Source organism: Kaistella sp., assembly GCF_041824135.1.
In the GTDB taxonomy this organism is placed as follows: Bacteria; Bacteroidota; Bacteroidia; order Flavobacteriales; family Weeksellaceae; genus Kaistella.
The window spans coordinates 1-20,767 of record NZ_JBGZYM010000045.1 but is presented as its reverse complement, the minus strand read 5'-3'; the positions used below and the strand labels follow the sequence as shown (position 1 = coordinate 20,767).

General features: G+C 36.0%; 14 protein-coding genes and 1 tRNA gene. 8 read left to right on the top strand and 7 right to left on the bottom strand.

Going from position 1 to position 20,767, the window contains the following annotated elements:
- Window positions 1–64: 64 nt before the first annotated feature.
- Complete coding sequence (rpsT, locus tag ACEYOS_RS05530; RefSeq protein ID WP_373709742.1) at window positions 65–319, top strand: 30S ribosomal protein S20; 255 nt, start codon at window positions 65–67, stop codon at window positions 317–319.
- Window positions 320–342: 23 nt separating this feature from the next.
- A tRNA-Glu gene (locus tag ACEYOS_RS05525) sits at window positions 343–414 on the top strand.
- 306 nt (window positions 415–720) lie between these two features.
- Here the strand turns inward: ACEYOS_RS05525 and ACEYOS_RS05520 are convergent.
- Genes ACEYOS_RS05520 through ACEYOS_RS05510 form a run of 3 tightly spaced genes read right to left on the bottom strand, consistent with a single transcriptional unit; the run spans window position 721 to window position 9,033 of the window.
- On the bottom strand, window positions 721–1,665 hold the full coding sequence (locus ACEYOS_RS05520) for a YihY/virulence factor BrkB family protein (RefSeq protein ID WP_373709741.1): 945 nt from the start codon (window positions 1,663–1,665) through the stop codon (window positions 721–723).
- A gap of 16 nt (window positions 1,666–1,681) precedes the next feature.
- Window positions 1,682–4,039, bottom strand: a complete 2,358-nt coding sequence (locus tag ACEYOS_RS05515) for a BamA/TamA family outer membrane protein (RefSeq protein WP_373709740.1) — start codon at window positions 4,037–4,039, stop codon at window positions 1,682–1,684.
- Window positions 4,039–9,033 carry a translocation/assembly module TamB domain-containing protein gene (locus ACEYOS_RS05510; RefSeq protein ID WP_373739191.1) on the bottom strand — a complete coding sequence of 1,665 codons (4,995 nt, stop codon included), beginning with the start codon at window positions 9,031–9,033 and terminating at the stop codon, window positions 4,039–4,041. Before ACEYOS_RS05510 ends, ACEYOS_RS05515 begins: the two co-directional genes overlap by 1 nt.
- A 185-nt stretch (window positions 9,034–9,218) precedes the next feature.
- Between ACEYOS_RS05510 and aroQ the strand changes: the two genes are divergently transcribed.
- The gene (aroQ, locus tag ACEYOS_RS05505) at window positions 9,219–9,626 is read left to right on the top strand and encodes a type II 3-dehydroquinate dehydratase (RefSeq protein WP_373709739.1); all 408 of its coding nucleotides are present in this window, start codon (window positions 9,219–9,221) and stop codon (window positions 9,624–9,626) included.
- Window positions 9,627–9,636: 10 nt separating this feature from the next.
- On the top strand, window positions 9,637–11,016 hold the full coding sequence (locus tag ACEYOS_RS05500; protein ID WP_373709738.1) for an alpha-amylase family glycosyl hydrolase: 1,380 nt from the start codon (window positions 9,637–9,639) through the stop codon (window positions 11,014–11,016).
- A gap of 15 nt (window positions 11,017–11,031) precedes the next feature.
- Here ACEYOS_RS05500 and ACEYOS_RS05495 read toward each other — a convergent pair whose 3' ends face one another.
- On the bottom strand, window positions 11,032–12,873 hold the full coding sequence (locus ACEYOS_RS05495; RefSeq protein ID WP_373709737.1) for a monovalent cation:proton antiporter-2 (CPA2) family protein: 1,842 nt from the start codon (window positions 12,871–12,873) through the stop codon (window positions 11,032–11,034).
- A complete protein-coding gene (locus ACEYOS_RS05490) occupies window positions 12,873–13,397 on the bottom strand; it encodes an NAD(P)H-dependent oxidoreductase (protein ID WP_373709736.1) in 525 nt (174 codons plus the stop codon). Before ACEYOS_RS05490 ends, ACEYOS_RS05495 begins: the two co-directional genes overlap by 1 nt.
- An 81-nt stretch (window positions 13,398–13,478) precedes the next feature.
- On the opposite strand from ACEYOS_RS05490, the gene ACEYOS_RS05485 reads away from it, so the two are divergent.
- A complete protein-coding gene (locus tag ACEYOS_RS05485; protein ID WP_373709735.1) occupies window positions 13,479–14,630 on the top strand; it encodes a hypothetical protein in 1,152 nt (383 codons plus the stop codon).
- A 6-nt stretch (window positions 14,631–14,636) separates the two neighbouring features.
- Here ACEYOS_RS05485 and recJ read toward each other — a convergent pair whose 3' ends face one another.
- Window positions 14,637–16,346 carry a single-stranded-DNA-specific exonuclease RecJ gene (gene recJ, locus ACEYOS_RS05480; protein ID WP_373748046.1) on the bottom strand — a complete coding sequence of 570 codons (1,710 nt, stop codon included), beginning with the start codon at window positions 16,344–16,346 and terminating at the stop codon, window positions 14,637–14,639.
- 310 nt (window positions 16,347–16,656) lie between these two features.
- Between recJ and ACEYOS_RS05475 the strand changes: the two genes are divergently transcribed.
- Both ACEYOS_RS05475 and ACEYOS_RS05470 read left to right on the top strand, forming a co-directional pair.
- Window positions 16,657–17,364 (top strand): ferritin-like domain-containing protein, encoded by a 708-nt coding sequence (locus tag ACEYOS_RS05475; RefSeq protein ID WP_373709733.1) that lies wholly within the window; start codon window positions 16,657–16,659, stop codon window positions 17,362–17,364.
- A 41-nt stretch (window positions 17,365–17,405) separates the two neighbouring features.
- Window positions 17,406–18,218 carry a ferritin-like domain-containing protein gene (locus tag ACEYOS_RS05470; RefSeq protein ID WP_373709732.1) on the top strand — a complete coding sequence of 271 codons (813 nt, stop codon included), beginning with the start codon at window positions 17,406–17,408 and terminating at the stop codon, window positions 18,216–18,218.
- Between the two features lie 135 nt (window positions 18,219–18,353).
- Here ACEYOS_RS05470 and ACEYOS_RS05465 read toward each other — a convergent pair whose 3' ends face one another.
- Window positions 18,354–19,976, bottom strand: coding sequence for an ABC-F family ATP-binding cassette domain-containing protein (locus tag ACEYOS_RS05465; protein ID WP_373709731.1), 1,623 nt, complete (start codon window positions 19,974–19,976; stop codon window positions 18,354–18,356).
- 179 nt (window positions 19,977–20,155) lie between these two features.
- Here ACEYOS_RS05465 and smpB point away from each other — a divergent pair, with 179 nt between their 5' ends.
- Window positions 20,156–20,614: an SsrA-binding protein SmpB gene (gene smpB / locus ACEYOS_RS05460; RefSeq protein WP_034719015.1), complete on the top strand. Its 459-nt coding sequence runs from the start codon at window positions 20,156–20,158 to the stop codon at window positions 20,612–20,614.
- Window positions 20,615–20,767 lie beyond the last annotated feature (153 nt).

Here is a 20,767-nt window from a genome sequence, read left to right as displayed (position 1 = left end):
TTTATAAAAAGATTTTGTAATTAAAAAAAGATTATTATCTTTGCACCCAAGTTTTTAAGAAGATATGGCAAATCATAAATCAGCTCTGAAAAGAATCAGACAAAGCGAAAAGAAAAGATTAATCAACAGATACTACCACAAAACTGCTAGAACAGCTTTGAGAGTGTTGAGAAGTGAAGAAGATAAAGCTGCAGCGACTGTACAGTTGCCATCAGTGATCTCTTTGTTAGATAAGTTGGTGAAGAAAAACATCATCCACAAAAACAAAGCAGCAAATCTTAAAAGTAAGTTGACTAAGCACGTTAATAAATTAGCGTAATTATAAAAAACACAAGACGCACTGGCCCGTTCGTCTATCGGTTAGGACCTCAGGTTTTCATCCTGGTAAGAGGGGTTCGACTCCCCTACGGGCTACGAAGCTTCCGAAATTAATTTTTCGGAAGTTTTTTTATGTGTTTACTCTTAGGTTAAGATCTGAACTGATGTCGGTGCAATTCTATCGTGGAATTGAGTGATAGAGGGTTATGGATTAAGCAATAAGCAATAAGCAATATGCAATAAACAATAACAAATAGGTAGTAACAACAATCAGCAAGAGTTCATATTAAGTTAGTTCTTTAGTGCTCTAAGTAGTCAACTGTAAACATTCTATTAACTCCACAAAAAAGCTTCTACAATGATGCAGAAGCTTTATTTAAGTATAATGATTTATATTTAATCCTATTCTTTATCAGCTGCGTTATCAGCGAGTTTTTTTTCCTCTAATGATTCTGCATACAGTTTTTCTGCACTCCATTTTGCGTGTCTTGACGGGACGATCTTATATCCTTTTTTAATAGAGTAGACCTTCGTAAACTCTGCACCGAAGAAAATGAGCATACAAGAATAGTTGATCCACATCATGATCAAGATGATGGTGCCCGCCTTTCCAAAGGCAGAGGTTGGCTTTAATTCTCCGAAGTATAAACTAAGCAACATCTTTCCGATTGTAAATAAAACGGCTGTAAGAAGAGCTCCTACCCAAACCGATCTCCAGGAAATTTCAACATCGGGTAATACTTTAAACATAAAGGCAAATACCGCCACGACGAGAATAAAACCAATCACGTAGTTCACAATTTCCATGAGAATATAAGTTTCCAATCCTAAACGAAACGTGATAAAGTTATTGAGTAAACTGATGGCCGATGATAAAACCATGGTGATCATTAATAGAAAACCGATTACCAAAATCATCCCTAAAGAGTTCGCCCGATCCAGCAAAAACTTAACAATTGCTTTTTTAGGCGCAGGCTGTACATCCCACAAATCATTCAAAGCTTTCTGTAATTGAAAGAAAATAGTGGTTGCTCCGAAAACCAAGGAGAAGACCCCAACTACTTTCATAAAAATATTTTGTTTATCAATAAGTGCGCTCGTGATCAATTCCTCAATGCTTTTCGCAACATCAGCACCCATCATACTTCCGAATTGATTAGTAATTTCTCCTCTAATGGCTTCTTCACCAAAGAAATTTCCCGCAATCCAGATGATAATAATTAAAAGCCCCGGAATAGAAAAAATCGCATAGTAAGCCAAACTCGCAGAGGCTCGTGTAGCATCAGAATCAGTCCATTCCTTGAATGTTTGCTTAAGTGTTTCCCAAAAAAAAGCGAGTTTTTTCATTTGTCTCTTTATAGTTTTAGAATGGATATCCAATAGCGATATTTAAAATTAGATTGTCTTTTCTCCAGGCTCCACTGCCAAAATCAATTCGGTCAAAAGTCCAGCGGTTTCCTTCTTCATAATAAGGAACTCTTAATGGCATAGCTAAATCCAAACGGAGAATAAGAATTGAGAAATCGAGTCGCAGTCCAACTCCAGCTCCAACTGCAATTTCTTTTGCAAAATCTTTCGAGAACTTTCCGCCTGGTTTATCGTCATCTTCATTGATGAGCCAAACATTTCCGGCATCTGCAAAAACGGCAACATTTAAAAATTTATAAATATTCGCGCGGTATTCGGCATTCAATTCTAATTTAATATCTCCTGACTGGTCAAAAAAGAAACTGGCTTGTTCATTTCTAGGATCATAACTTCCCGGTCCTAAAGTCCGAGCCCGAAATGCACGGATACTATTGCTTCCACCGACGAAGAATTGCTTCACATAAGGCATCGTAGTTGAGTTTCCATAAGGATAGCCAACGCCGGCAATGAATCTTGTAGCGATGGTGCTTTTATCATTCACCTTTCTGTAGTAGCGGAAATCATGTTCCATCTTAGCATACTGACTGAAGGGAATACCGAACAACTCTTTCTGTTTTCCGGCTTTCGCATCTGCACCGCTAACCAAACCAGTAATTGTTCCTGCTAAATCTAAACTTCCTTTATAATAGAACGTGTTTTTCTTCGGCAACATCGTATTGGTATACGTGTAATTATAGGTCGGACCAAAAATTAACTGCTTGTCAATCACTCTTTGTAATGATGGGTTCGGGTCAATACTCTTCTCAGGATCAGGATCATATTTTCCATTGATCTGTTCCAAATATTTATCGGTTACATTTTGGGGCTTAACCAAAGTGACTTCAATCACTTTTAAATCATGTTCTTTTCGTTCATTCTCTTTCCAAACATAACCGAACGAAGTGTTGAAATTATGAAGCGTGTACAATTCCGTTCGACTTAAATATTCGTAGCCAAGATTGAAATTCGTTCTTGGAACGTAAGCACTTGAGGAATTAAATCTAAATGGCGCCACAATTCTGGGAATAGACAATTGTGCGTTAGCTCCAAAACGGATAATGTTATTGGCATCTTTCGGTCCGCCCACCTGAACATCAGCTGCACCATAAATTGCTCCTTTCAATTGTTCTGCTCCTTTAAAGAAATTTCGATGCGTCCAGTTAAGGTTGACTTCTCCACCCGTATAATTGGCAGAATTTGTTTTCCCTAAAGTTTCTAAACGCAAGGATTGAAAAGGTCTCGGTGTTAATAAGTAATACGCATCAAAAGTATGATTCAGAGAATCTGAAACTACGAATTCATTTTTCACAAATTTAAAAACACCTAAACTGATCAGCCGATTTAAAGAAAGATTGTGGTCTTTTCGGTTGTACAAATCTCCTTTGTTAAAGTAAAGCGTTCGGTCGAAAATTTTCGGTTTAAATTTATGTTGAGGATCGATTACGTAAAGATCATTGTAAACCTCTACTGAATCGGTGATGTACGGAATACCATACTTTCCTAATTTTACATCTTCTAAATTATAATCGGCAAAGACAATCGTTTTATCAATCGTAAAAGGTTCCTTTGAAAGTTGAGGCGTGTTGTTTTTCAACTTCACAAAAAGTTCAACTTTCGGCTCTTTCAAAACCGTACTATCTGCCTGAACTATAATATTGTCTGGACTGAAATAATAAAAACCTCTATTTTTTAAATGTTCATCAATTCTTTGTCTTTCGGCTTTGATCACATCCAGATCAAAAGGATTTCCAACTTTTAAAAATGTTTTGTCTTTGATCGCCTGAATTTCAGAATTGATCACCGTAGAATCTTCTGGGAAATTAACCTGACTGATCAAATATCTCGCGCCAGGTTTTAAAGTATAAAGTACTTGTGCTTTTTTATTTTTAGAAACAGTATCTGAAGAAGCTTTCGCATTAAAAAATCCTTTGTTTTCCGAATAATTAACGATGATCTTTTTATTAAACTCGCGATCAACGTCCTGAAGCAAAACTGGTTTTTCTCCAATCTTATTTTTCAACCAATAACGCAATCCCTTTTCCTTTTTGGGTTCTTTGGTAATATTATAAATGTATAATTTCGGTCTCAACCCTAGAAAAGAAGAGTTCGGTTTTGGACGCAACTGTTCTTGAAGCGCTTCTTTTAAACTTGATTTTTCTTTCTTAGAAAGTGTATCATTTTTAATATTAATTTTTGCGCCCGTGTAAAGCATCTGTCCTTCCTGTAGAAATTTGGTATTGCTACAAGATGAAATAAGGACTGCAAATGAAAGCGTCGCAAATATTTTATAATAAGATGTTTTCAATTTTATCATTATTTTGAAGACGTATTTTGTTTCTTAAATTCTTTATTTTGTTTTCGGCGTTCAAAAATCTCACGGAATTGATCGTAATCCAAAGTGATGATAAACCCGATTCCTGTTTCGATGATTTGTCCTTGCAAGGCAACCTGATAATCGTTCTTGCGGTAAGCACGCAACATGTATCGTCCGTCTTTTGACAAACTGTAATCCAGCGTAATGTCTCCCGCGATATTGGTCATTTCCTCATTTTGCCGGGCATCACCTTCCAGAGCGAAATTATTTCCAACGGTTACTTTCAAGCGATCATCAAACAATCTTTTTGTTAAGCCAACATTTAAATCGGTTCGTTCATTTTTACTTCCGCTTGAATAATCTTCTGTTGACTCCAGATCGAAATTCAATTCAACGCCGCCAATTAAATCAGAAGCTAAATTATTCAACTGTTCCGATAATATTCGACTTACACTTTGCTTGGCCACGGTAGCAGCCGATAATCCGGTCTCACTTTGGAAAGGATTCTCCCCAATAAAACGGTTAAGCAACAACAAGGCGAAAACCTGTTTGTTCATTTCAGATTCGTCGCGACGAAGTTGATCCAATTTTGCGGTTGTATTATCGATCACTTCAGCGGAAACAGAATTGTTTTCTTTCGAAGTGGTAATGTCAAAAGTAATTACTGGTTTCAACAATTCGCCTTTCATGATCAATAAAGTATTGAAAGGAATTCTTTGCTTATATTGATTCAGTTGGCTGCCGGTAACTCCCGTTAACTGTTGTTGTAACAAGTCGAGTGGAGCAGCATCCGTTTTATAAACTGCTGTGATATCTAAGTTGGCAGTCATCGGTTCGCCCGTCCAGGTGATGGTGCTTCCTTTTTCGATTTCAAATTTTCTTTTCAGCAAACTCACCGACATTTCGTAGGCTCCTTTTTCAACCTGATAAACGCCCACTAAAGTAGTTTTTCCGGAAGGATCAATTCCACCAGTCAACTGTGCTTCCCCTTGAAGTTTCACAAAATCTCCATTCGCCTGATCAATAATTAAAGAGATTTTTGCATCTTTTACAATTTCAATATTCACGTTGACATCTAAACCTTTGATGTCACTTTGATCGGTTAAAGAATCTGCTTTAACGGTTTGCTGTAAGGCAATTTGATCCTGATCGATGAACTCTACAATACCTTCGCGATCTTCTAAAGCGGGCGAAGTTTGTGGCAAAACAATAGTGAAATCGGTTTGATCGGTTACCGCCAAATCGCCATCAACTTGTGGTAAATCTAAATCTCCACGAATTTGCAATTTCGCATCAATAGCCAAAACACCGTACATCAATTTATCACTATCCTTTTCAGAATCAACCACTTTAAAATTGTCTGCATTCACATCTAAATTAAAGGCAAAATCCTTATAAGTCTTCGTTAGTACGGCACCATCAATGACGATCGCGTTTCCTGTTTCATCTTTAATTTTAAAATCATCGAAATCAATTCCTCGGTTTGTGAATTTTATTTCGTCGTTAATATTTTTAAAACTGCTGCCCAGTTGCGTAATTCCTAACCCAACATCATTAAATTTAATACCGCCTAAAATATTCGGAGCGTCGGTGTTTCCAGTAATTTTTAAATTTCCTGACAGATAACCTTCCGCATTTTCAATGGCATTCATCGAGAATCCCTGTACTGATTTCATTTGAAAACGATTCATATCCAAATTCATATTCAATCCACTGGATTTGGTATTGAAAGTTCCGAACAGTTTTACATCATTCTCAAAACCTGAAAGAGCAATGTCTGCCCGAATTAAATCTGCGCTTTGATTATTGGCTTTAATATCTAAATTCCCAACCGGACTTCCGTAAACGAACAGATCCGTCACATCAATATCTGAAGTGAACGTCATATTGTTTTTCAAATCCCTAAGTTGCGCGGTTCCGTTGATATTTCCTTTGGCTAAAAGCGAATCTTTTTTAACGAGTTCCGTAATCGTTTCAATCTTGAAATCTTTGATGGAAACATTCAGCAGACTGTTCGGAACATTCGTTTCAGATTGCAGTTTTATTTCACTTCCGTTATTCGATAATGCAAAGTTATTGGCTAATATTCCGCGGCTGCTGATCTGTACATAATTGTCAGCAGAAACTTGCCAGTTGTCGTAATTTAAAGTCAGCCCATCAGGATTTAAACTGATCTTTGTGAGGTCGCCGACTTTTTCTACATTTCCAGCAACTAGAAATTTAGTCGCTTCTTTTTCGTCTTTCGTGGAAGCATTGTACGTGATGAGGTTGTCTTTAATATCGCCATTCAAACCAACTTTCATCAGGGCAATACTTTCATTTTTAAATTCCGCCAGTTTTAAATCATAAACCAATGCATCATTTTCATTATTAATGGTTAGAAGTCCGCCGTTGATCTTGTTTGCGCCGTAAATAACCTGTGGAATCTGTCCGTTTACATCTAATTTTCGGGAATCAGCATCGTAATTACCGGTTAACGTAATGGGTTCAAATTCTGTTAATTCAGGCACGAATTTTCTCAGTAGATTATCATCTTTTATTTTTGCATTGAAAGTAAAAAACTGATTTGGATCTATTTTCGCGATTTTAGTTCCCGGTTTTTGATATTGATAGTATTCGTTAATCGTGTTTTGAAGCGAACCTAAAATTTGAGTTAACTTATATTTCCCTGTTAAGTCAACATCTGCGACCTGAGATTGTAAGGTGATTATATTTTGATCGGCGGTTGAAACAGCCTTCAGGAAAACTTCCTGCAAAGGAAAAATATCTTTCGTATCAGAAATGGCAAAGTTCTTTAAGGTCAAATAACCATTCGGGGAGTCTGGATTTAAACTGGTGAAGTCTCCATCTAAATCTCCTGCTAAAATCATTTGATCTTCATAAAAACCAAGTTTATTTAAATCTAATTTTCGAATCGTTCCATTGACTTTAATGGATGGCTCTTTATCAGTAAAGTTTCCGGAAGCCAATATTTTTAAATTTGCGTTAGGATCTTTCGAGTCCAGATTCATCACGTAAGCGCCACGATTCACTTTTCCATTCAGCAACATGTTTTGGTAGGTGTAACCATTGTAAGCCACTGATTTTATATTTCCTTTAATGTCAGCGTTGGCTTTATTCGGATCGAAACTTTGACCTTTCACAGCAATCTGTCCAGTAATGGAACCCAAATCTGTATTCTGAATGATCTTGCCGATTTGTAAATTTTGTAAGTTGGCCAAAACATCATATCGCTCCTGATCTTTGCGTTTCATATCGACCGACGCACGAATTCCAGCGTTTCCTAAAGTTGTCGTGACTTTCAAATTGGTATTTACAATCTGCGTGGTTCCTTTTGCAGTTCCAGCGATTTTGAAAAAAGAAGGAAGCGTAATATTGCTTGGGATCGTATTTTTTGGAACTAAATTGTAAATCGTTTTCGCCGAAGAAGATAGTTCGCGAACATTCAGATCATAATAGAGATTCTCTGGATTCATTGCGTTTTTAATCGTTCCTGATGCATTGACTTTTAATTGATCGATTCCAGAAAGTTCAAGGTTCTGAATGAGTAAGTCGTTGAGCGTTCCTTTTAATCTGGTATCGACTTTAAGAATAGCATTCGGATATTTATTAAAGGGAACCGTACTTCGTAAAGTTGGTACCAGCATTAATATATCAGAAAATCCAACTTTAGAATTTCGAATATTGGCGGCAATTTTTACTGCGCCAGGATTGGCCGAAAGTTGTTCGATGGAGTTATAATTCAAAACAACTTCATCGCGAAGAATTGTTTTTGAAGTTTGTAAATAGAGTTCTTTTAAATAGGCTTGCTTTTCCTCAAAAACAAAATCAGTGGTAAATTTCTGAATATCCAATCCACGACGTTCTTTTATTTCCGCTGATTTTACTTGACCTGCAAATGTTCCATCTTTCATTTTGAAATCAGAAAGTTCCAGATTCATCTTGGAAAAATTCAGATGATTAAAATCCATCCCACTTCTGGTTGGAGCGATTGCGGTATTGTCGTAAACAACTTTTACATCTTCGAGAATTAATTTATTCAGTAAAAGTGCTAAAGATTGATCCGTTGAAGTTTCTGTAGTTTCAGTTTTCGTAGGATTGGCATTTTGAGTCGGTAGAAATAATTTTGCATTAATGTCGGCTCCTTTCAAGTAAAGATTGTCAATTCCGAAGTTGCTGTTCTCTAAATCGAGTTGGTTGACTTTCGTGCTGAGCTCTTTGAAAATAATTTTACCAAAAGTTCTGGTATTGTCGTCTCCATAATCAATATTGAAATTGGTAAGTTTAATTTTATTTAAACCTAATTTTAAAGGACTTTGTTTTTGCAGAGAATCTACTTTTTCTACGACTTTATCGGCAACTTCTTCTAATAAATCCTGTTTCAATTTCAAACGCAATCCATCCATATTGATGTCATTCATTGCGTAGGAGTTCTTTTCAAGATCAAAAGTTTTTACACGGGTATCGAAAGATTTAAAATACAGATTTATGTCATTTCGGGATTGATCATCTATAAATGAAATCCCAATATCCTTTAATTTGATTTTATCTAAAGAAATAACAAATGGTTTCGACGGCGTTTCTTCTTCATCTTTGGTCGCAAAAGCATCGATAATATAATCGAAATTAAAAGTTCCGTTTTCATTCCGCACTACGTTCGCTTTCACGCCTTCTAAATCGATAGACGTAATGTCTGCCGTGTTTTTAAGAAGTTTCGGAATATTTAAACCGACATCTAATTTACGGGCAAAAAGCAAGGTATCCACTTTTTGACCTTGCAAAAAAAGATTTTCCATCACCAAACTGTTCGGATAGCCAATGTAAACCCGGTCTAAACTGACTTTGGTTTTAATCTTCTTTTCCAGATAGTTCACCAATTTACCTTTGGCAAAATTCTGAACGGAAGGCAATTGTAAACTTAAGGCCAAAACAACCAACAGCACCACAATCGATGCGATGACGATGGCTGTATATTTTAAAATCTTTTGATATATATTCACAGGAAAATTTTAGGAGTTGAATAGAAGACAAAAATACATTTTTCTTTACTATCGAAAACTTTTACGATTAATGTTTAGAAAAGTAAAATTGATACAATTTAACAAAGTTTTATCATAACAATTTTTAAGCCTAAAATCGCTTATTTTAGCTAAATCAATATCTTTGTAAAAATGTTCATATGAAAATCTTAATCGTCAACGGACCCAACCTTAATTTACTCGGAACACGTGAACCAGAAATCTACGGAAGTGTTTCGATGGAACAATATCTGAACGAGTTGCGACAGGAATTTTCACAACACGAAATTCTTTATTACCAATCCAATGTAGAAGGCGAAATTATCAACCGATTACAGGAAAATGATTTTGAAAGTTTGGTGATTAATCCTGGCGCATTTACCCACTATTCGTACGCGATTGCAGATTGTGTGAAAAATATTTTGCAACCGAAAATTGAAGTGCATATCAGCAATATTTACAAGCGAGAAGAATTTCGTCAGAAATCTGTTACGGCAGCAAATGCTGATGGTATTTTAAGCGGATTCGGAATGAAAGGATATCGTCTCGCAATTTTAAGTTTACATTAAAATACCTTCGATGAAAAATCTTCTTTTAGCTTTACTGATTATATTAAGTTCAACAATCTTAATTCAGAGTCAAACCAAAGATCCGCGTTATCAACCCAAAAAATACGTAGAAATTACGCATCCGGAATGGAGTAAAAATGTGACGATCTACGAAGTGAATATTCGGCAATATACAACCGAAGGAACTTTTAAAGCGTTCGAAAATCATTTGCCCCGTTTGAAAAAAATGGGTGTTGATATTATTTGGCTCATGCCGATTCATCCGATTGGTGAGAAAAATAGAAAAGGGACTCTGGGGAGTTATTATTCAGTTAAAGATTTCTACGGCATCAATCCAGAATTTGGAACGATGAAAGACTTTCAGCATTTGGTGGACAAGATCCATTCGATGGGAATGTACGTGATTATCGATTGGGTTGGGAATCATTCCGCTTGGGACAATCCTTTGGCGACGCAACATCCGGACTGGTACAGTAAAACCCGCGAGGGAAATTTTCAGCCAACGCCCTGGTATGACTGGGATGATGTGATTGATTTTGATTACGACAATCCTGATCTTAGAAAATACATGACTGATGCTTTAAAATATTGGGTAAAGGAAACTAATATTGATGGTTATCGAGCTGATGTTGCCGGTTTTATACCAACTGATTTTTGGGACAATGCCCGAAAAGAACTGGATGAAATAAAACCTGTTTTTATGTTGGCAGAATGGGAAAGTCGCGATCTATACAAGAAATCTTTTGACATGACCTATTCCTGGAGTTTGTGGAATGAACTTCGGCAAGCAGTCAATCATCAAAAATTAGCACCGTTGGTAGAATATCTTTCACATGATGTCAACACCGTTCCGAGGGATGCGTATCGAATGACGTTTACCGATAATCATGATAAAAATTCCTGGGAAGGAAATCCATATTTAAATTTTGGGCCGGGTTTAAAAACGGCTATCGTCATGACCGGCGTGGTGAATGGAATGATGCTTTGCTATAGCGGTCAGGAAGCAGGTTTGAATCGGAGTTTAAAATTCTTTGAGAAAGATTTGATTGAGTGGAAACACGACGAAAATGAAGCGTTGTTCACTAAGCTTTTTCATTTAAAACATGACAATCAAGCGTTATGGAATGGAAAATATGGCGGCGAAATGATTCGCGTTGTAAATGATCATCAGGATCAAGTGATCGCTTTTTACCGTGAAAAAAATAAAGATGCTGTTTTTCCGATTTTAAATTTTTCAGATAAAACAGTTGATGTTAATCTCGATACGAAATATTATAAGGGAACTTATAAGGAATTGTTTACGGGTAAGATTTATCAGATTTCAGATAATACTTCTTTAAAATTAGCGCCTTGGTCTTACTTGGTTTTGGTTAAAAAAAATGAATCTTAGGAAGAATTCTAAATATTAATTCTGATATTCCTCATACTCATTCCATTGCGATTCGTCGAAAGAGTGGCTGTCTTCTGCTAAAAGTTCGGCCTCACGATCAAGGTATTCGGTCATGGTAAAGGTCACTTTATCGCTTAACTGTTCTTTGGCTAATTTCCGCGTCATTGCTTTATCGATGACCATAAATCTTTGACCTAATCTTCGCGCAGCATAGGCGCGCATTCCTGTTGCTTTCAAAATATCAACTGCCATATTAACTGCAGTTCCGAGCGTTTCTCTATATATATTTTCAACTCCGTTATTAATGAAGTCGTAAGCATCCAAACGGTTTTTCGCCCTTACAAATATTTTCATTTGCGGGAAATGTTCGCGGGCATATTCTAACACAAATTTATTTTTTTCCGCACTGTCTAAACATAGAATTAATAGATCTGCATTTTCAGCACCCGCGGATCTGAGAATTCCCGGTTTAGAAGCGTCACCAAAATATACATTAAATCCTTTTGAGCGGAGTAAATTAATCCGTTCCGGATCATTATCCAAAATGGTAGCACTAATTCCATTCACACGCAAAAGTCGCCCGACCGTACTTCCAAAGTGGCCGAAACCAACGATAATAATTCTCTGCTGTTTGATCGGTCCATCAATTACGGGATCTTCATTTTTAATTTTATGAAGTCGAGGCTCAATCAGTTTTTCATTAAGCAGTAAGAGAATCGGCGTAATACACATCGTAATCGCCGTAATCGCCATTAGTTGAGCATTGAGTTTTGGATCAAATAGATATAATTTAGTGGAATAATTAATTAAAACGAAAGCAAATTCTCCAATTTGTGAAAGTCCAAATGCAACTAAAAAGTTTTGGTATAATTTAAGTTTGAAGAATTTAAGAACTCCAACAATCACTACAAATTTTACGATTAGAACGACAATCGTTGTGGTGAAAATAAACATGGGATCACCCATGATCACCGTAAAGTTTATCGTTGAACCTACGCTCACAAAAAACACTGCCAAAAGCAATCCTTTGAAAGGATCAATCTGACTTTCCAGTTCATGACGGAACTCACTTGTCGCCAACATTACGCCTGCGATAAATGCTCCCAAAGCGGGACTCAATCCTACGGCATGCATTAGTTCTGATACGCCGATTACTAAAAATAGGGAAGATGCAGTTAGCAATTCATTCATTCCAGAGCGCGAAACGTAGCGTAAGAAGGGAACAAAAACATATCGTCCTAAGATGATTAAAGCCAGAACGCCTAAGATAATCGAGAACGGTTGCAACCAGTCTGGCAAGTATTGTAAAAGTAATAAATTCTCGTCTTTATCAGATTTTTTAGCAATCAATGGTAAGACCGCCAAAATGGGAATTACCGCAATATCCTGAAAGAGTAGAATCGAGAAAGAGGCTTCACCAACATCGGTTCTGAAAATATTTTTCTCTTTTAAAGTTTGTAAAACAATTGCGGTGGAAGACATACCGAAACACAATGCTGCTACCAAGGCTTGATCAGTTCGCCAATCTGCCAAGTAAAAAATGAAAAATAACAACGTAACCGTTATGGCCATTTGGCCCAACCCCATTCCTATAATTTTCTTTCGAATCTTCCAGAATTTTTTTGGTTCTATTTCGAGTCCAACTAAGAAAAGCAGCATGATTACTCCAAACTCAGTGGCTTGCATGATATCGTTGGCATCGCTTCCGGTTAATTTTAAACCAAAAGGTCCAATGATAATTCCACCTAAGATAAAACCGATCACAGAACTTAAGCCCAGTTTTCGAACGAGCGGAACCATGATGATAGCTGCGCCTAAAAATATTAAAGCAGTTTGTGTTGTTGAACTTTCATTCATTAGTTTTCTAAAGTTTTTATAATTTTTTGGGTGATATTTTGTAATTCTACCTCTTCCAGATCATCGGCGTGGTAAATAGGAATAATTTCTTTAACCTCAATTCCGGTGACTTCTAAACATAAAGTCAATGGCTTCATTAATTCTTCGATCGTCGTTTTATACAATCCGTTGGGCTGATAATTTTCTTCCGTGGCGCCAATGGTCACAATGATGATCGCATCTTTATTCATTAAAGGATGACTGTTCTCATCTTCAGCTTTCCAGCTCATATCGAAAACTTCATCAATCCAAAGTCTTAAAAGTGGCGGAAGACCAAACCAGATTAAAGGGAAGTGAAAAACCAGTCGCTCATATTCTCTAATTCTTTTTCTTTCTTTAAAGGTTGCAATGTGAAAATCTGGATATTCTTCATACAAGTCTTTAAAAGTCAATTGCTCAGAAGTTTCATACGCTTTGATCAATTCAATATTCGTTGTAGAATATTCAAAGTAGGGATGAGCAAAGATTGCGAGCGTTTTTTTCACGAAATTCGAATTTTTATAAAAATAGTGAAAAAATCAAAAAATTTACTATTTATTGCAAAAAAACTTTATTATTTTTGAAAAATGAACGTAATTCCTGTGATTTCAAAAGAAATAATCTCTGAGTTTCTAAACTTTCCCAAACGCCTTTTTAAAGAAGATGACCAATATATTCGGCCGCTGGATCAGGATATTGAAAACGTTTTTGATGCAAATAAAAACAAGTTTTTCAAAGCAGGATCGTGTGAGCGCTTTTTATTTAAAAACGAGGCCGATGAAACGGTAGGTAAAATTGCGGTTTTCGTTAATAAAAAATATAAGCAGGATCAGCCAACTGGTGGAATTGGTTTTTTTGACTGTGTTAATGATCAGGAGACGGCCAACTTTATTTTTAACTTTGCAAAAGACTGGTTGCAACAAAAAGGAATGGAAGCAATGGACGGACCCATTAATTTTGGTGAACGAGATAAGTTTTGGGGACTTTTAATTGAAGGTTTTTCAGAGCCACTTTACGCTATGAATTACAACGCGCCTTATTATCAAACGCTTTTTGAGAATTATGGTTTTCAGATTTATTTTAATCAACTATGTTTTGGCCGGAAAATTCATGATCCAGTTGCCGAGAATTTCTTAGATATGCATGAGCGGATTTCCCGAAATAAAAATATTACCGCAAAACCACTTCAGCTTAAATCATTAGAAAAGTTTGCCCGAGATTTTACTCAGATTTACAATCAGGCTTGGGCAAGTCATGGCGAAGGAAAACAAATGTCGGAATTGCAGACTTTAAAATTATTCAATACACTGAAACCAGTCATTAATGAACATATTTCCTGGTTTGTTTATGAGAACGAAAAACCTATCGCGATGTGGATGAATATTCCAGATTTGAATCAATGGATTAAATTCTTTAATGGAAAATTTGGACTGATTCAGAAAATTTTATTTTTAATCATCAAGAAATTTAGAAAGAACAAAAAGATGGTAGGTTTAGTTTTTGGCATTATACCCGAATGGCAAAGAAAAGGAATTGATGGTTTTATGATCTGGGAAGGCACCAAGCATTTTCGCGAAACCACTGATTTTGTAGATTATGAAATGCAGTGGATTGGTGATTTTAATCCAAAAATGATTAAAATTGCGGAGAGTTTAGAAACAAAAGTCACCAGAAAACTGGCGACTTATCGGTATCTTTTTGATCAAACGAAAGAGTTTAAGAGACAAAAAATGCTTTAAATGAAATCAATTAAACTTTACATCTCTGATATTCAGGAAGTAGGTTACATTTCCTTTCCAGTGATTTTCGTCAGCAGTAAAAGCGATGTCAAATGTTTTTTGCCTGAAATCGTCAGCGTATTTTCCTAATTTGAAACCAACACACTCAATACTTCTACCTGTAGAATCTTGTTTGATATAAAATTTCAGATGACTGTTTTCTTTACCCATCGTTTTTACATAACCAGCAACTTTCTGATTTTTTAGAACCAAAATAGGCTTCATGTTTTGTGGACCAAATGGAGCGAGTTTTCGGTGGAAGTTGAAGAAATCTTTGTTGAGTTCATCAATGTGAACATCAGAATCAATTTCAAGACTTGGCTCAATTTGGTGTTCTTTAATCTGTTCAGCAACTACTTTTTCAAATTTTTCTTTAAAGGCTTCAAACTTAGCTTTTTCCATTGACAAGCCAGCTGCAGCGGGATGTCCACCAAATTTTAAGAAATAATCAGAGCACGTTTCTAAAGCGTGATGTACATCAAAATCTGAAACGGATCGCGCGGATGCTACGATCTCACCGTCATTGCCGTCAGCGAAGACTACTGTAGGTTTGTAAAAGCTTTCTGTTAAGCGAGAGGCAACAATTCCGATGACGCCTTTGTTCCAACCAGGACCATAAACAACGGTGCTGAAATTTTTAATTTGTCCGCTGGTTTCTACCTGTAAAAGCGCTTCGGTAGTGCTGCTCATATCCATTTCTCGTCGTGAATCATTTAAGTTCACGATATCATTTACAATCTGAGTTGCATGTTTTAGATTATCAGAAACCATCAATTCGACAGCTGCTTTTCCATGTGAAATGCGTCCAGCGGCATTGATCTTCGGCGCAATTTCAAAAACGATATTCGAGATTTCGAAAGTTGCTAATTTATCTTCAGGGATCAACATTCGTAAACCCAAGTTTCTGGATTTTCTTAAGATTTTTAATCCTTGTTTTGCAAGAACTCTGTTTTCGCCAGACATTGAAACAATATCTGCTGCAATAGAAATTGCAAGTAAATCCGTTAGTTCAAAAAGTTCAGCTTCCGGAATTTTATAAATGGTATTCAGTCCTTGACAGAGTTTAAAACCTACGCCACAACCCGAAAGTTCTTTAAATGGATAGCGACAGTCTTTTCTTTTAGGATCCAAAACTGCTACTGCATCAGGGATTTCTTCTCCTGGTAAATGGTGATCGCAAATAATAAAATCTACGCCTATTTCTTTCGCGTAATCTATTTTGTCTAAAGCTTTAATACCGCAATCAAGTGCGATGATTAAAGAAAACCCATTTTCCTTAGCGTAATTAATTCCGGCTTTAGAAATTCCGTAGCCTTCAATATTTCGGTCTGGAATATAGTAATCGAGGTATTTTTTTTCTACAATTTTACTGAGGTATAAGTACATCAAAGCAACCGCAGTGGTTCCGTCAACATCGTAATCACCGTAAATCATAATTTTCTGTCCGTTCTCAATCGCTGTTGCAATACGATCTACCGCAATTTGCATATCCTTCATTAAAAAAGGATTGTGAATATCGTTGAGGTTGGGTTTAAAGAATTCTCTGGCTTTCTGATAATCATCAATACCACGAAGAACAAGAATTTTGGATTCAAAGGTTCCAAAACCAAGGGAGGAGCTTATTCCGTCCACAATATCTTCATCGGGTTCGGGTTTGTAAATCCATTTTTGACTCATAATAGGACAAAAATAGGTAAAAATTGTGGATTTTTTTTAATGATATTTGGTTGGTAGGTGCTTTTGAGAGAACATTAATGAAATGACTTTTTGTTTTTGTTTTATTCAATCTTAATTCATTTTCATTATCTTTTTAATATTAAAATGAGAAATATTTTCATTTTTATTAATTTGTGGGTAAATTTTTGATATTGATTTTCAGCGCCTTACATGGTAAAAGTAATATTTTATCCATTTTACAAATCTAAAGTGAATTAGGCGTCGTAATTAAAAGAACAGTCATTAATCATTAATTCTAAAAATTTTTATTATGGAAAAAACAATCAACGTATCAAACAGAGGAGCAACTTTAGATACAAGCAGACGGAATTTCTTAAAGTTAGGTGGAGTCGGGCTCATTGTAGCAGGTCTTACTGTTGCAGGATGTAGAGAAGATAATTACGACTTCCCTATGAACGATGTCTTTGATCTGGGAACTGGAGATGTGGGAATTTTAAATTATGCTTATGCTTTGGAGCAGTTAGAAGCAGATTTTTATACTAAAGTCGTCAACAATTTCTACGGCGGAATCTCTATGGAGGAGAAGCAGTTATTTACCGACATTTACCATCATGAAGTAATTCACCGTGATTTCTTTAAAGCTGCCTTAACTGGTGTTACGCCAAAAGTTTTACCAAAATTAGAATTCAAATATGACGGCGTGGATTTCAATAATCGAAATTCTATCCTTGCTACAGCAAAAGCTTTAGAAGATACTGGTGTAGCTGCTTATAATGGAGCCGGAAAATACATCACTAACCTAGACTATCTGGTTATTGCAGGAAAAATTGTTTCGGTAGAAGCAAGACATGCCTCTGCGATTCGCGATATTATTAGTCCTGGTTCAGGAGCTTTTTCAGGAGATGATGTTGTTGATGCCAATGGTTTAGATGTAGCAAAAGAACCAAAAGAGATCATTCAGGCTGCTGGTGGATTTATCAAAACAGCATTTACCTGGAAAGAACAAGGTATCGGTTAATCAGTCTTATTTTAATTCCTTAATTTTTAAAAAGAAACATTATGAACTTACTTAATATATTAGATAAATTATCAGACGATCAATTTTTCACCAAAATGACCTCTCGCTCAGAAGGAATTTCTGATTTAGCCAACTTCGGTAAAAAAGCTGCGCTTGCAAGTATTCCTTTAGGATTAGGATCTTTTATGGCAACGTCTGCAAAAGCTGAAACCACTTCTTCGAAAGCTAGTTTTGCACCTGCCTCAGCATTAACAGATGCTTTGCAGTTAGCGCTAATTTTGGAATATTTAGAAGATGAATATTATAGAACTGGTTTGGCAGCTTCAGGTTTGATTCCAGGAGCAGACAGAGTAGTTTTTCAACAAATCAGCAAACATGAAACTGCACACGTAGGATTTCTAAAAGCGGCTTTAACTTCTTTAGGAACAACACCAGGAACTAAACCGACCTTCGATTTTACAGCTGGTGGAAACTTTCAACCATTTACGGATTATCAACAGTTTATGATTTTAGCACAAGCTTTTGAAGATACAGGAGTAAGAGCATACAAAGGGCAGGCGGGAAATGTTGCTTCAAACAAAGGTGTTTTGCAAGCAGCGTTACAAATTCATTCCGTAGAAGCTAGACATGCGTCGCAAGTACGTAGAATGCGTGCTAACAAAGGTTGGATTGAACTGAAAGAAGGTGGAAATATGCCAGCAGCAACCAATGCTGTGTATGCAGGCGAAGAAAATATTACTCAGGCAGGATTTAATACTTCAACTTTGTTCGGAGCACCAGCGGGATCGGCGTCCTTTGATGAGGTTTTATCAGGAGATGCTGCTGCGGCCATTGCAGGTTTATTTATTGCTTAGTTAGAAACTAACCTTTTCGAATAAATTATTTTAAGAAGACTTTGAAAAATTCAAAGTCTTCTTTTTTATAAAAAAAAACCGCTCAATAAATTGAACGGTCTATATATAGGAGTATACTATTTCAGAAATAATTCCTTAAGAATACATTTGCTGCTGTAATTCCTTAATTTTCTTATCTTCTAAATACTCATCATAAGTCATTTCTCTATCGATAATTCCTTTTGGAGTTAATTCAATAATACGGTTACATACTGTTGACAACATTTCGTGGTCATGAGAAGAAAGTAAGATATTTCCTTTAAAGCTCACTAAAGAGTTATTTAAAGTGGTGATGCTTTCTAAGTCCAAGTGGTTGGTTGGCTCATCCATTAAAAGAATGTTGGCACGCTGCAGCATCATTCTGCTGAACATGCATCGCATTTTTTCACCTCCTGAAAGGACAGTACATGATTTTAGAGCATCGTCTCCAGAGAAAAGCATTTTCCCCAAAAAGCCGCGCATGTATTCTTCATGGCGCTCTTCATCATTCTTCGTAAATTGTCTTAGCCAGTCTACTAAGCTGATGTTTTCCTGAAAGAAACTTGCGTTGTCAAGTGGCATATATGATTGGTTCGTTGTGATCCCCCAATTAAATGTTCCTTTATCTGCTTCTGTATTTCCGCTTAGAATCTGAAAGAACTCAGTAATTGCTAAAGAGTTTTTAGAAATTACGGCTACTTTATCGCCTTTCTTTAAATTTAAATCAATATTAGAGAAAAGCAATTCTCCATCTTTTGTTTTTTCTAACCCTTTAACTTCTAAAATTTGGTCACCTGCTTCGCGCTCAGTGTCAAAGATAATAGCAGGATAACGCCTTGATGAAGGTTTGATATCTTCGATGTTTAACTTATCGATCATTTTCTTACGAGCAGTTGCCTGTTTTGCTTTTGCTACGTTAGAAGAGAATCGAGCAATGAAATCCTGTAATTCCTTTTTCTTTTCCTCTGCCTTTTTATTGGATTGCTGACGTTGTCTTGTTGCCAATTGTGACGCCTGGTACCAGAAAGAGTAGTTTCCGGTATATAAATTAAGTTTAGAATAATCTAAATCTCCAATGTGCGTACAAACGGTATCCAAGAAGTGACGGTCATGCGAAACAACAATTACCGTATTTTCGTAAGTTGATAAGAAATCTTCTAACCACGCAATGGTTTCGATATCTAAATCATTCGTCGGCTCATCAAGAATCAAAACGTCTGGATTTCCAAATAGTGCCTGAGCAAGAAGAACCTTTACTTTATTCTGGTTTTCCAACTCACTCATCATTTGATAGTGCATTTCATCCTTAATTCCAACATTAGAAAGCATGGTCATGGCATCGGATTCAGAGTTCCATCCTCCCATTTCATCATAAACGACTCCAAGTTCACCCGCCTTAATTCCATCTGCATCAGAGAAATCTTCTTTCGCATAAAGTGCGTCCATTTCTTCTTTGATATCAAATAGCATTTTATTTCCTCTTAAAACAGTTTCAATAACTGTTAAGTGGTCATAAGCAAAGTGATCTTGCTCCAACACCGACATTCTTTTGCCTGGTTCCAAAGAAATGGAACCCGTTGTAGGATCTTGTTGTTTGGTTAATATTTTAAGAAAAGTAGATTTACCTGCACCATTGGCACCAATAATTCCGTAGCAATTTCCTTTCGTAAACAAAATATTTACCTCGTCAAAAAGTACTCTTTTTCCGAATTGTAAAGATAAATTAGATACTGTTAACATATAGTTTTGTAAATTTGGTGCAAAATTACGAAAAGAAATCGGGTTTAGGGCACAGTTCTAAAAGTCTATCTAATAAGTAGTTTAATTATTGAGCTTCTTAAAATAGCCAAAAATTTAAAGTGTCGTGTTAAATTTTTATAAAATTTAACGAATTAAATAAAATTAAAATTTTCACCAAGATGAAGATTGAAAAATCAATTGCAATATATAATAAGAGAGCTCGATTTGAATATGAGCTTTCGGAAGAAATTGAAGCGGGGATGGTCCTTACAGGAACTGAGATTAAATCTTTGCGCTCTTCAAAAGCGAGCATAACTGAATCCTTTTGTCAGTTTATTGATGGTGAACTATACATTATTAACATGATGATTGATGAGTATAAATTGGGAACTTTTTATAACCATAAGACAAAAAGGGAACGGAAGTTGCTGTTGCACAAAAGAGAGCTGCAAAAGTTTGAAAAAAAACTGAAAGATGCTGGTAATACTATAATTCCTTTAAAACTATATATTAATGATAAAGGAAAAGCCAAGATTCTTATTGCGCTCGGTCGTGGTAAAAAACTCTTTGACAAACGAGAAAGTATAAAAGAAAGAGAAAATAAAAGAAATCTCGACAGAATATTAAAGAAAAGTTAAAAAAAGACTAAAAATCTTTGTTTATAAGGAAAATTTATATTTATTTTGCATTATCAATTATTTAATCATTTAATTCTATGAAAAATCTAAAATTAGGAATTTCAGCATTGGCACTAACTGTTGCCTCTACTGTTTTCGCTCAGACTACCAGTA